The sequence below is a fragment of the Anditalea andensis genome, from assembly GCF_000714815.1.
In the GTDB taxonomy this organism is placed as follows: domain Bacteria; phylum Bacteroidota; class Bacteroidia; order Cytophagales; family Cyclobacteriaceae; genus Anditalea; species Anditalea andensis.
Genome location: NZ_JMIH01000001.1, coordinates 1 through 13,104, shown reverse-complemented (window position 1 = coordinate 13,104; position 13,104 = coordinate 1). Strand labels below are relative to the sequence as shown.

General features: G+C 38.5%; 11 protein-coding genes. 4 read left to right on the top strand and 7 right to left on the bottom strand.

Features of this window, described 5'->3' with window-relative positions; all coding sequences use genetic code 11:
- Positions 1 to 502: 502 nt before the first annotated feature.
- From EL17_RS00050 to EL17_RS00040, 3 genes are all read right to left on the bottom strand, one after another.
- The gene (locus tag EL17_RS00050; protein WP_035068378.1) at positions 503 to 1,720 is read right to left on the bottom strand and encodes a lanthionine synthetase LanC family protein; all 1,218 of its coding nucleotides are present in this window, start codon (positions 1,718 to 1,720) and stop codon (positions 503 to 505) included.
- 12 nt (positions 1,721 to 1,732) lie between these two features.
- Positions 1,733 to 4,171, bottom strand: coding sequence for an outer membrane beta-barrel protein (locus EL17_RS00045; RefSeq protein ID WP_035068375.1), 2,439 nt, complete (start codon positions 4,169 to 4,171; stop codon positions 1,733 to 1,735).
- Positions 4,172 to 4,784: 613 nt separating this feature from the next.
- Positions 4,785 to 7,223, bottom strand: a complete 2,439-nt coding sequence (locus EL17_RS00040; protein WP_035068373.1) for an outer membrane beta-barrel family protein — start codon at positions 7,221 to 7,223, stop codon at positions 4,785 to 4,787.
- Between the two features lie 646 nt (positions 7,224 to 7,869).
- Between EL17_RS00040 and EL17_RS00035 the strand changes: the two genes are divergently transcribed.
- Both EL17_RS00035 and EL17_RS00030 read left to right on the top strand, forming a co-directional pair.
- On the top strand, positions 7,870 to 8,622 hold the full coding sequence (locus EL17_RS00035; protein WP_164674875.1) for a DUF4249 family protein: 753 nt from the start codon (positions 7,870 to 7,872) through the stop codon (positions 8,620 to 8,622).
- Between the two features lie 141 nt (positions 8,623 to 8,763).
- Complete coding sequence (locus EL17_RS00030; RefSeq protein WP_035068367.1) at positions 8,764 to 8,982, top strand: hypothetical protein; 219 nt, start codon at positions 8,764 to 8,766, stop codon at positions 8,980 to 8,982.
- A 40-nt stretch (positions 8,983 to 9,022) separates the two neighbouring features.
- On the opposite strand, the gene EL17_RS24295 is transcribed toward EL17_RS00030, so the two are convergent.
- Genes EL17_RS24295 through EL17_RS00015 form a run of 4 tightly spaced genes read right to left on the bottom strand, consistent with a single transcriptional unit; the run spans position 9,023 to position 11,595 of the window.
- Positions 9,023 to 9,112, bottom strand: coding sequence for a hypothetical protein (locus EL17_RS24295; RefSeq protein WP_394332148.1), 90 nt, complete (start codon positions 9,110 to 9,112; stop codon positions 9,023 to 9,025).
- 8 nt (positions 9,113 to 9,120) lie between these two features.
- Positions 9,121 to 10,650, bottom strand: a complete 1,530-nt coding sequence (locus tag EL17_RS00025; RefSeq protein WP_164674874.1) for a S8 family peptidase — start codon at positions 10,648 to 10,650, stop codon at positions 9,121 to 9,123.
- The gene (locus tag EL17_RS00020; protein ID WP_035068362.1) at positions 10,628 to 11,209 is read right to left on the bottom strand and encodes a hypothetical protein; all 582 of its coding nucleotides are present in this window, start codon (positions 11,207 to 11,209) and stop codon (positions 10,628 to 10,630) included. The genes EL17_RS00025 and EL17_RS00020 overlap by 23 nt, the downstream gene beginning before the upstream one ends.
- A gap of 35 nt (positions 11,210 to 11,244) precedes the next feature.
- The gene (locus tag EL17_RS00015) at positions 11,245 to 11,595 is read right to left on the bottom strand and encodes a hypothetical protein (protein WP_035068359.1); all 351 of its coding nucleotides are present in this window, start codon (positions 11,593 to 11,595) and stop codon (positions 11,245 to 11,247) included.
- Positions 11,596 to 12,050: 455 nt separating this feature from the next.
- On the opposite strand from EL17_RS00015, the gene EL17_RS00010 reads away from it, so the two are divergent.
- The gene (locus EL17_RS00010; RefSeq protein WP_051719668.1) at positions 12,051 to 12,464 is read left to right on the top strand and encodes an SRPBCC family protein; all 414 of its coding nucleotides are present in this window, start codon (positions 12,051 to 12,053) and stop codon (positions 12,462 to 12,464) included.
- Between the two features lie 2 nt (positions 12,465 to 12,466).
- Complete coding sequence (locus tag EL17_RS00005; protein WP_035068357.1) at positions 12,467 to 12,802, top strand: ArsR/SmtB family transcription factor; 336 nt, start codon at positions 12,467 to 12,469, stop codon at positions 12,800 to 12,802.
- Positions 12,803 to 13,104 lie beyond the last annotated feature (302 nt).

Here is a 13,104-nt window from a genome sequence, read left to right as displayed (position 1 = left end):
AATTAATAAGTATAACTATAAAATTAAAAAATGAGTACAAAAACAAAGGCCATGTAAAAATATTTTCTAAAAATATTAAATAGTTAAATATTAATATTAACGAAAATATAAACACTAAATATAAATATTTGATAGCATTATACTTATTATTAAGTAAATTCATTAAGAGTATTAATTTAATATTTAATTAATAATATTATCTGTTAATAATTATTTGAATATTTTCGGTAAACTCTCTAACACTCTATTTATTGAAACCCCTACTAAATTATTTGTATAGTTCCCAGAAATAATTACCCATGCAATACAAAGGATTTATATCAGGATTTTTTAGAGATAAGCTAAGATGCTTACGGGTATCTATTGGATTTGGCTACAATGATAACTAATTGATACCTATTGTACAAGCCAAGGTAATACTTCTTCTGCACAATTATTAAATTTTTGGGTGATTACCTACACCCCTCTGATTTTGAGAACCTTGAATTCTCACCTGATATATTCAATAGGTATTTATAAAGCCATCAAGCCTGGGCAAATCCTTTTTCAGATGCTTCATCAAGGTAATTCCTATGCCTATAATACCTCCTGAAAAAGACAGCTTATACGAATTAGAAGCTCGCTGGAGGTGCGACTCAAATCCACAAAACTCTTTCTGCGCAGTAGCGTACTTTGGTAGCTGCCTGATCCAATAATCATAGGCTTGTAGATATTTGTCTTCAGTGGGATCCATCCTTGATATCCTCTCATATAAATAGGCCAGACCGGATGCACCGTGCCTGATGCTGGCATCCATGTTTTGCTGATCCTTAAAGCATCTTTCTGTACAAGTCATCAGTACTTCCTTAGCCACGGCTACCATTGAAGCATCCTTAAGCGTAATCGCTCCCCTTAATAATCCATAGCCTATTTCCAATTCACATAAACCAAATTCATTTTTTTGCTCAAAATCTTCTAAATATATGGGAAATAGATTATTTGAGCCGTTTCTTCTACAGCTTATCAAGAAATCCATACCCTGTTTAATAAGAGATAAGCACTTATCTTTTAAAATACCTTTATCAAAAGCAGCGGATAAAAAAGAGATGACCATGACTGATCCATGCCTCAGCCCGGTATACACCCTATCCTTAATATAGGTACTCATCCAGTAAATTCCACCCTCCCTACTTTTAATAGCTTGTTTTTCTATCCCTTCAATGATTTCGATAAGGAGACTCTCATTCTTAGCAGACCTGCATCCATTAGATAATAAATAGTGTCCCATTGCCAATGCTCCGGAAGAAAGGTTGAAATCACCATGATTGATTTTATCTCTACACTGGTCATAGAGGACATCATCTATTTTTTCCAGATAAGGGCAGATGTCCATATCCAAAAAACCATTATCCACTGCTTTTATCAAAAACATACCCAAGCCTGATAGGTTGAAATCATAGCCATCATTTGGATAATGAGCCTTGAAGCACTGATAATCTATCAAGGGCAAGGCCTTATCCAGATATGCTACTACTTTGTCAAAATGCCGGTCATCTCCGGTATATTTAGCATAGTAGCAATAGAATAGGCATGCTCCCAGCCAACCATCTTCTACTGTAAAATTCTCCAACATATGAGCATTCTTATTGAGGGATTGCGCTATCTTTTCTACAATATCACCAAGTGCCCGATTCGATGATTCTTGTTCCGCTGATAATTGATTTTGAAATAAATTGATCATGGATTTTTAAAATTAATTAGCCCTATAAATTACATCTTCATTGCCAAGTTTTTGCTGTTGGGCTCCCTTTACGGTTCTCTTACCGAATCGATAAACCAGTCCCAATTGTACCCTTCTAGAATCATGGTACTCTACCGACCGCATAAAAGTATCAAAGGATCTGATTTCTCCACCACCATATGCCTGTCTGAATAAGTCTAGACCAGCAATAGTGTATTGTAGGTTTTTATTAAAAAGATGGCCTTTCAGAGCTATTCTTGTATACTGGTAGGTTACCGTCCTGACCAAGCCATAATCAAACGGAGCCTGATAGCTATAGGCCATATCCAAAGTCAATCCCTTTGGCAAACTAAAGGTGCTGTTCACTCCTACAGTTTTAAACACACTTTGAGGGATGGTCAATTCTTCGAACTGCTCTTCGAAGATTTCTCCATTGTAAATGGCCCCCATGGCAAATATGCTTCCTGACCACCACTTGGCCACTTCAAAGCTATAATTTACTGTAGTGCTATAATAATCAAGGTTAAAGTTCCTGGGTTGAAGAGTAGTTGCCCCTAAATTAAAAGTTGGAAGATTGGTGTAAGCGTCCGTCTGCTTTTTATATTCCAATTCGATAAAAAGGTTGTTTTTAATCACTCCGTTCATGCTTATCGAGCGATTGTATTCAGGTCTTAACGCTGGATTACCTTCAATAATGGTGTAATCATCTATGTAAGTTCTATAGGGAGTTAAAGTAGTAAACCCTGGTCGGCTTATAGTTTCTCTATAATTGACAGATAATACGACATCATCATTAATAGGCCTGGTAATCTGCAGCGTTGGGAAAAAATCCAGAAACTCCCTTGACACTATCCTTTCTCCATTAACCAAGTTATCTACCTGCATGGAAGACTTTTCCATCCTCACCCCGGCACTGACATTAGTTTTACCAAATTCTTTATTTATCTCGCTATAAACCGCATAAATATTTTCTTCAAAATCATTTCGGAAACTGAACCCATCATCGATGACAAACCCTGTATCTGTAGCGACCTCCAGTGTTGGACGGGTTTTATTTGAGGACAGAATGATTTTTGACCCTGCTGTCATATTCCACCCGTTTTTAAATGGTAATTCCAGATCAATCTGAGTTACGAAAATGTTTCCCTGAGAAATATTATTGTTTCTTACCCTTCTTAGGGGATTAAGAATGCCTCCTTCTGGGGATACCATATCCTGATAGCGCATTTCATCGATGGTACCCACTCTTAAAGGAGAATACGTAAGGACCACATCCAATTGCTTTCCCAAAGAATCTAATTTACCTGAATAATAGGTACTGTAATTCTGAACCGACCTGTTACCGTAGCTAAAAGTATCTGACAGTAATAAAGAATCTGGACGTCCATTCACTACATCTGAAAACCCTATCTGCTGCCTGTTATAGGATGCAGGATCAGTATTCGTATAGGTACTGTTGGACTGTACACCTATTTTATGATTTTTAGTAATATTATATTCGAGTTTCCCCCGAAGATAAAGGATGGACTCCCTAGTCATGGCATCCATTGTTTCATTGATTACCCTTGGAGTCCCCTCCTGTGAAAACATGCGGTAACCATTTCTTTCCCATATACCATCGTCTTGGGTAAAGTTCAAATTCAGATCAGCAACCCATTTTTCCTTCCTGTAAGTCATGGAAGTTCCTGAAGATCCTTTGAATCTCCTCCCTTGGGAAAAATTTCCTCTCGCACTACCAGTAAGTCCATAATTTTTTGATTTTTTGGTAGTGATCTTAATCACGGAATTGATGTTAGCAGGGTATCTCGAAGAAGGGTTGGTAATGAATTCAATATTTTGGACCTCATCTCCTGTCATGTTTTCCAGAATTGCACTCATGGTGGCTCCTGGCATCTGCACATTATCCAACACTATTAAAATCCCCGCTCTGCCATTTACAGAAATACCATCCCCTTGGACCTGCACAAAAGGAAGTGCCCTGAAAATATCCATCAGGTTATCCGCCTGAAAAGAACTGGCCGTCACGTCCATTACATAGCGGTCTGACTTCCTTTCCATCACGGGACGCTGGCCATTCACCACCACCTCACCCAGTGCAAGGGCAGCTTCCTGCAGCTTGATCACCGGCAGGTTGAGTGCCTGGGAGCCGTCATATGCTATAGGATCCAAATACACTTTTTCAAACCCAACGGAGGACACCGCTATCAAATAATTACCTCCTGGCACCTGTCTCAAGGCATAATTGCCTTCCTCATCGGTAATGGCACCCTTGACCATCACACTGTCCGTTACATTAAGTATGGACACAGTGGCAAAAGCTGCTCCCGAGCTCTCGCTTTCCATCACGCGGCCACTGATCAAGCCCTGTGCCTTCACCTGAAAGGCCGAAGTAGCGTAAAAAAGGGAGATGATACATCCCAGATAAAGAATTTTACCTTTTAGATTTTTCATTAGTTTTGTTATTAAAATTTATACTGCCTTGACCAAATCGGTAATTATGCTATGTTGAATATTCAAATTAAATTCAAGTCCCTCGGCTGTTCAACTTTATTAGACCAAGCGGAAGAATCGTTAGACTAATTTGAAAAAAGATTATTTGCGGCTTTTCCTATACTTGTTGAATTTCAAATATTACTACTTTATGTTGGGCAAAAGTGCTTTTTACAATAGGTTTTGATAATCCTATTAAGCATGAAATTTTTAAAGTAAATGGTAATTATTTTATAAAAAGGAAGTCTTAAAAAATGACAACTTAATAGCTCTAAATATACAAGTCTTCATTAAAAGTGATTATTTCTTCTTATCTATAAAGATAAGCCTAAATCGAAAAGCTGTGGTCAAGGGAATTCAATGCTTGCATTTAAATTGTAGTGAAAATTAACCTACAATAAATTCTTTTTATAAACATCACCTCAACCACTTATTGATCTCATCTAATAGCATCCCTATAGGTCCCTCCGATCATGATATCTAGCCCCACGGAGGTTTTAATTGTAACCTGGTTGGATAATGCTTGTTCCGCTGATAATTGATTTTGAAATGAACTCATCATATGTTTTTACAATTATCTAGCCCTGTTAATGACATCCTCATTTCCAAGTTTTTGCTCTTGTGTATTTTTCACAGTTTTCTTTCCGAACTGGTATACTAAACCTAACTGAAGTCTCCTTGCATCAGCATACTGGCTCAAAAATAATTGGGCATTTACCGTATTCATATTTCCTCCATAAAAAGCTGTTCTAAACACATCCATGGCAGCAAGCGTGTACTGTAGCTTCTTATCGAATAGGCTCCCTTTCAACGCCACACGTGTAAACTGCGTGGGTATCATCTCAAGTAAACCATAATTGTAGGGCCCTGTGTAGTTATAAGCCAGGTCCAGGCTGAGCCCTGCGGGAAGGGACATGGTATTTGTTATACCAATAGTATGGAAAATGCTCTGCGGAATGTCCAAATCCCTAAACTCCTCCTGCGGCATTTCCGAGTTATAGATAGCTCCCATCCCAAATATGCTTCCTGACCACCAACCGGTAATTTCGAAACTGTAGTTCAGCGAAGCAGAATAATAGTTCACGTCAAAATTACGCATGGTATATATAGCAGTATTTCCATCCATGAGAGGAAAATGATTGAAGGTATCTTTTTCCTTTTTGTATTCCAGCTCCAGAAAGAGATTGTTTTTGATGACAGAATTGATGGTGATGGAGCGGTTATATTGCGGCCTCAGGGCGGGGTTCCCTTCTAGAATAGTTAGCTCATTCTGATAAATCCGATAAGGTGTGAGATAAGAAAATCCCGGCCGGTCAATAGACTCCCGATAATTGAGCGTTAACTGTACATTTTCAGACATCGCTCTTGTAAAAGCCAAGGTAGGGAAAAGATCGGTAAACACCCGGTTCACCGGAACGGTGTTGTTTACTCTATCCTCCACCAGCATGGTGGCATGTTCTAGACGTAAGCCCCCATTGACTGTCGTTTTCCCAATTTTCTTACTAAACATCCCATATCCTGCAAAAATGTTTTCCTCAAAATCATTTATGAAGGAAAAGGCTTCGTTAATGACAAATTGACCATTTTGTAACTCTTCCTGAAAAGGCCTAGTCTTGTTGGTGGAGAGGGTTACCTTGGAGCCAACATTGAAAATCCAGTTGTTATTAAAAGGAAGTGCAAAGTCCAGTTGCCCCACATAGATATCTACGTCACGTATCCCATGGTTCCTGACCACAGGTAGTCTCCGTAATAGTGTCCCCTCTGGTGATACCAAATTTTGATACTGCATTTGATTGACATCGAGGTGCCGGATGGGGGTATAGGTCAGCACCAGATCTACTTGTTTACCCAGGGTATCCAGCGTGCCGGCATAATACAGGCTGTGGTTTTGGACATTGTTATCTCCCCATCTATTCGCCTCTGTCACCAAAAGAGAATCTACCATGCCACCGGATCGGCCGGAATAACCCATACGCTCTTCTTGGGCAGAACGCTCAGGTATAATTCTGTGGGCGACACTGGATTGTATACCAAACTTGTGACGGTCATTTACGAGATACTCCAGCTTACCCCTGAGCGTCAGGGTATTCACAATGGTGGAAGCCCAGCGTTCTTCGCTGATCACGACAGGTGCATTGTTGGTCTGTAGGAACCGCTCTCCCTCCCTGGTTTCATAGATATCGTCAGAAGAATAATTCACGTTTAGATCAGCCACCCATCTGTTTTTTCTATACAGCAATGAAAAGCCTGTATTTCCCCTGAACCGGACTCCCTGGGAGATCGCTGAGCGTGCACTCCCAGTCAGACCATAATTTTTGGATTTCTTTGTGGTAATTTTAATTACCGAATTAATATCAGCTGGATACTGTGATGAGGGATTGGTAATGAATTCAATATTATCGACCTCATCTCCGGTCATGTTTTCCAGAATGGCACTCATGGTGGCTCCAGGCATCTGCACATTATCCAGTACTATTAAGATCCCTGCACGGCCATTTACAGATATCCCATCTCCCTGGACCTGCACAAAAGGCAGTGCCCTAAAAATATCCATCAGGTTATCCGCCTGAAAGGAACTGGCCGTCACATCCATTACATAGCGGTCTGACTTCCTTTCCATCACAGGTCGTTGTGCGCTCACCACCACTTCACCCAAGGCCAGGGCAGCTTCCTGCAGCCTGATCACCGGCAGGGTGAGTGCATGAGAGCCTTCATATGCTATAGGATCCAAAAAAACTTTATCAAACCCAACGGAGGACACCGCTATCAAATAATTGCCTCCCGGCACCTGCCTTATGGCATAATTGCCTTCCTCATCGGTAATGGCCCCCTTTACCATCACGCTATCAGACACATTTAGTATCGAGACAGTGGCAAAAGCAGCTCCAGTGGTTTCGCTTTCCATCACGCGGCCAATGATCAGTCCCTGTGCCTTTACCTGAAAGGCTGAAGTAGCGTAAAAAAGGGCGATGATACATCCCAGATAAAATATTTTGCCTTTAAGATTTTTCATTAGTTAGTTTTGATATTAAAATTTATAGTGCCTTGACCAAATCGCGAAAAATGCTATTCTGAATATATAAATTAAATACAAGCCCGTAGGCTATTCAAATTTATTAGACCAAGCGCAAGAATCCTTAGACTAATTCGATAACTGATTGTTACAGGTTAATGGGAGCTAACAATCTATTGTTGTTTTGGGCTCTATTGAAATAAAAATCAGTCTCCTATACTTGACTTAATTGCTGTAACATTTAACATTTTGAAAGCAATGATATAACTTTTTTTTATTTAATTTTTAATTGATTGATTAAATTAGGTTACTAGTAAGATAAAAACGAGGGATTAATAGTTAATTTACTAATTTCACCATATTAAACATGAACCGATATAGAAAGAAGAAAGGCAGGTTTAACTAATTAATAAAACATTCACCAAAATGAGGTTTAATCCTCATAAGGAGGTTTGGTCTAAAACATATGCTATTTAGTCTAAAAAATTTTAACAAAGGGAATATGAATTACATCTTACTGAGAATGTAAATATTAATTTTATTTTACAATACCTATAATTGGTGTTACAGCATTATAAATTGATAAATATCCATGCTATTTTTACACACATCCGGCACCTAATGATTCAAATAAAATGATATTCCATTGAAAAAACTATCTTATATTTTTACAGTCATCTGTTTGTTATCCTGCACTTCAGAATATTTCCCAAAAGACCTGGACATAGGGGAATCCATATATGTGGTCAATGGCATTCTGTATCCTGACAGTACGGCCAAAATATACATCAGTAATTCACAAGTCTACAATGCCCCAAATATGCAGCCCATAGAGCCCCTTGATGTCCGCCTCCGGTGGGAAGGAGAAAACCAGGAGGGTTCTGAGCAACTGACCAGGGTTGATTCGATGTATGTAAGTGAGGCCAGAATGAAAACAGGTCTCAAGTATCATTTGGAAATAAACACCCCTGACGGGACAAAGGTCTTTTGCGGTATAGATATCTTATCCCTATCTGACGCTAAAAATTTTATCTACAATTTCAGGGATAAGTTTGCAATTAGGGAAATGACAAAAGTCATGAAACGCTTTGAAAATGAAAAATTGCAACGATACCATTTCGTAATTGAAAAAAGTCCTGGTCTAAAGGCTTACATTCAAAATAGTTTAGAATATAGTGAAGAACAACCGGAAAAAGACCATAAACTTAAATTATGGATAGATAGAAATATACAGGAATTTAATATCCATACTTTAATCAGGAGAAGAGCAGGGCTTCAATTAAGTGAGGGTGAAAATATGTTTGGTTTTAAAAGACCTTATACGGATTATAGTCTGTCTTTATGGAAACAACATATAAACCCAATCAGTAAAGAAATAGACCTTCAAATTGAAACGTAAATTGCCACTAAACCGGGATTTACCATATCATTAGGAGAACTAATATTTAATCATGATTACCCTGATTTTGATTATAATAAATGGATTGGTAACAACATGTAAATTTTAAAAATATGAACTATAATATCCTAGAAGCTAGAATTGAATATAAAAAAATCAGTACTTAACAGAATTACAGTATTGGTTGAAATGTCACCAGGTGATGTAAGAGCTATTTTCGCCACAACAACCCCCAGAAACGGATACATGAATATTTATCCTGACGATACAATCAGTAATGACCTGATACAAAAAGTGGCAGGATATGGCATGGAAACAGTTGATAGGGACGAAATTTTACCTAATTGGCAGAATAAGTAAAAATATGATAGCAAATCTTATTGAACACTAAATTTCACTATTATAGCTTTTTTAAAAGCCCCAACCTTGGCACATCCTTGATTTCTGACCTGCTCTGGAAGGGGCTGTGTGCATTACGGTAGTCTACAATAGTTTTGGCTATTGTCTGCGAATACTAAGTATGACTGTGGTTGAACCGCATGAAGTAAATAACCTAACCTCTAACAAACCTTCTGGATCACCATTAGAAAACCGTATTTCATCCCCAAGGATTTGGACATTTGTCCAGCCCTGTGGTTGGGAGATTATTTGTATACCTGATACACCGCCCACAGGCCAGATCGGTTGGCCTGTTTGCCAAGGATTACCGGTCGTTCTCCCAATCATTGGCGCATATCCAAACTGGATACGGTTTGAAAGGTCTGAGACGTTATAGCTAAAGAAAAGGGGCATATACATAGAGGCCCAACTAAACCAGCCACTACTTGCGTAGCCATTGGCAAAAAATTCATTGTGGTAAGCCCCAATTATTATATTCCTACTCTCATTTATTGTTAAAAATCCAGTATTAATTGAGGCAAAAATCGTGGATATAAAACCGTCGTTGGATACTTGAGAGGTCGCTACACCTGTATTTGGACTTATGGTTATCCCGGTTCCCGCAGACCATGTCACGTTGTTTGCATCTGGGATGAAATAAGTTTGTTGTCCGGAACAAAGATAACTTTGTCCCTGTATTCGAAAATAGGAAAGGGCACTACTAATGACGGAAGCTGCATTAACCCTACCCGCACCAAGCTGGGGAGACCAGCCATTTTGGTAGTTGTATCCGCCAGTTCTGGCTGCCGAACTCGTCATTCTTGAAAGAATAGTACTTGGGCTTGCGTTGGGTATTATGGTAAGGAGCAATGCGGCAACACCCGCAACTGCTGGACTGGCTAATGATGTACCATTTTCAAATATATAACCATTCGGGGGATTAGTTGTGAGTATATTCATACCCGGTGCGGAAATGTTTATACCGTTCCCCCAGTTTGAGAAAGGTGCCCTATGCCCATTTTGGTCAGTTGCGCCAACTCCGATCACTGAAGGCAAATTCGCAGGATAGCTTACCGAATTTAAGTTATTATTGCCTGTAGCGGCACAAACGACACACCCCCTTCCGTTTCTGCCATTTGATACGGCACTATTGATGGCGTTAGTTACTGCACTTGATGGTGATCCCAATGAAAATGAACAATTTATTATATCTGCATTTAACTGATTTTGATCCCTACATCGGTTAAAACATTCGATTACCCAAGCATCGGTCGTGCCTAAAATATTACTATTTGGAAAAGGAGTAAATCCCATTCTTACTGGGATTATGCTTGCTTCAAAGGCTACTCCCGCTATTCCAATAGTGTTGTTTCCCCTGGCTCCTGCAACTCCGGCCACTTGTGTGCCATGTGTGTCAAACCCTATTGGTTGCCCCGTTGGGTCAAACCCCGGAACTATGTTAGGAGCTAGGTCTGGATGGTTTAGATTTGTAGCCACATCCATAATTGCTATCCTGATGCCATTTCCCCTTGATGTAGTCCATGCATTCGGCATGCCTATATTTGGTAGGTTCCATTGGTCGCCGTACAAAACATCATCTGGTGTAAATTGGGATGATTTTATTTCTCTAAAAAAGTTGGGGGGTTGCAAAATCGAATTTTCCCGTTTCGTATAATTTGTTTGCTATTTCCAATGCAGAGTAATCATTTTTTTCACCAAGGGTCAACAAATAAACATTTGTTTCGGGATCGAATAATTTCACATCTACAATTCCATATTCTTCAAAAAGCTTCTCATAATTACCGGGAAATTCTTTGTCCCCTGTCTTTACGAACAAATCCAACGTTAATCCGATTATAACGTCAGGATAATTTGATTTGTACAATGGACTGATAAACTCAATTGCGGGATTGTTATCCAGTAAAGAGTCAATGTCGTAACCCTTATTGGATTTCCACCCGTTTTTTAAATCTGCATTGATAAATTTGCTTGGTACCATATCCACTTGATCGGGATATGTCTTTTCAATGTCAAAAATTTCTGATTGTGGATCCAGGTCTTTAAGTAACTGAAAGTTGTCCGACCTCCCCTTTTGTGACTTTAATCCTATCAGAAGCCGTTCTTCCAGTGGTATCAAAAATTCTTTTATGCCCTCGTTGTAGTAATAAACCTGGTTTTTTCCGTCTGTTGATTCAATTATAGATGTCATGATTTATTTGGGTTTTTGTTTATAGATAGATTTGTTTATTCCTTTCTGTAAAAGTGCACGATCCTATTGTGGGCATTGTCTCCGGCATGTTCTCCGTTAAATGTGACCGTATCCAGAATCAATTGCGGGCAGGGGTTCGATGGATCTTTTTTTACAGTGTAAATGACCATGTCAAAAGGCTGTTCCGAAATCTGCAAATACAAAGTATCTGCTCTAGGAGGGATACGTGCTTTAAAGTGTTCTTCTTCCACACTCTGTGCAATTGAAACCGGTATTTCTAATAAATCATCAGAAGATGTACTGGCATAACGTTTGTGAAACAACTTCAACTGTCCGGGTTCGTAGGCAGGTTCTGAAGAGAAAAAGAGGTTTTTCTTCGTATCCATATCCAACAGGTTGAACCGTAATGTATCGGAAAGAAGAATAGTTAGACAATCGGGGGCTATTTCCTCACTTGGCGTACATGAAGTTTGAAAAAACCCGAAGGACACAACCCAAATTGAAATTGCTAAAGCGATACCTATATTCTTCATAATCAATCCTATTTTATAAACCTAAACGTCAATAGCGTCCAAAATGCTACAATGTTAAAGAGAAATTTTGTAATTAATTTTTTAAGTAATATCATCCTAATAAATAGGGACTCAGGATGAATCTGTTTTTTTGATGGAAATTTGAAAATTCAATATTACTCTAAATTGCTTCTAGGGTCAGGGGGCAACATGTCCCAAAAAACGACCATTTTGAACGAACTGAAAGATTTTTATTGAACAAATTTTCAATAAAAATTGCGTAACTCAAAAGTTACTTATATATTTGAGTAACTATAAGGTTACATATTATGAACAAAACAATTAAACATCAATTTGAATTTCCCCAATCTACTGAGGTAGTTTGGGAGTATTTGACCAATGCGGAACTTTTGGCCCAATGGCTTATGCCAAATGATATTAAACCCATAGTAGGCCACAAATTCCAATTTCAATCCCGGCCAATGCCTAAATTCGGCTTTGACGGAATAGTCCATTGTGAAATATTGGAAATAATTGACTACAAAAAATTAGTTTATTCGTGGAAAGGAGGTATGCTAGACTCTGTTGTTGTATGGACAATTTTGCCTACAGACAAAGGAACTCTTTTGACTTTGGAACACAAAGGGTTTAAAGGCATTAAGAATCTTTTGCCATACATAATTATGAAAAAAGGATGGGCTAAAATAGGTAAGACATTGTTCAAACAATTAAACCCTGCATAACTATGGCTACCCAGACATTTGATGCATTTCAGGTTATTGCCGATCCCAGCAGAAGACAGATTTTGCAACTGTTAACCAAAGACAGTTTGACCATAAATGCTTTAGCGGAAAATTTCGATATGAGCCGGCCTGCGGTTTCTAAACACATTAAAATATTGAATAATGCAGGATTTATTTCCATTCAAAATATTGGTAGAGAACGTTATTGTATTTTAAGTCAAGATGGATTTAACGAGGTGCAAGAATGGATTGACTACTTTGATAAGTTTTGGCTTTTAAAACTACAAAAATTAGAAGTTTTACTAAACAAGAAATCATCCTCAATAGATAAGCAATAATGATAAAATTAGGAGATAAATCAGCTAAAGCAGTTTTGGTACTGCATTTTTGTGATTTAGCATTATGGCTTGGAGGGGTATTGAGTTGTTTGCCGATATCAATCAGGGAGCTTTCTATGCACAGAACTTTGACCGTCTGGAATTGCTACAATTAATTGAACAATAATTTAACCCTATTGATTTATATTTATTTCCGCCTGCCGCGGGGGCTCCTCAAATTATCAGTGCGATTTGAAAAAAATCACCCTAATAATTTCGAGGTCAGTATTTTGAATTGTCATGCTATCTTTTTTTGATTGTTT

Coding starts and splice junctions, on each gene's coding strand:
- EL17_RS00050 (WP_035068378.1), bottom strand. CDS start 1,720: ATGATCAATTTATTTCAAAATCAATTATCAGCGGAACAAGAATCATCG.
- EL17_RS00045 (WP_035068375.1), bottom strand. CDS start 4,171: ATGAAAAATCTAAAAGGTAAAATTCTTTATCTGGGATGTATCATCTCC.
- EL17_RS00040 (WP_035068373.1), bottom strand. CDS start 7,223: ATGAAAAATCTTAAAGGCAAAATATTTTATCTGGGATGTATCATCGCC.
- EL17_RS00020 (WP_035068362.1), bottom strand. CDS start 11,209: ATGACATCTATAATTGAATCAACAGACGGAAAAAACCAGGTTTATTAC.
- EL17_RS00015 (WP_035068359.1), bottom strand. CDS start 11,595: ATGGATACGAAGAAAAACCTCTTTTTCTCTTCAGAACCTGCCTACGAA.
- EL17_RS00010 (WP_051719668.1), top strand. CDS start 12,051: ATGAACAAAACAATTAAACATCAATTTGAATTTCCCCAATCTACTGAG.
- EL17_RS00005 (WP_035068357.1), top strand. CDS start 12,467: ATGGCTACCCAGACATTTGATGCATTTCAGGTTATTGCCGATCCCAGC.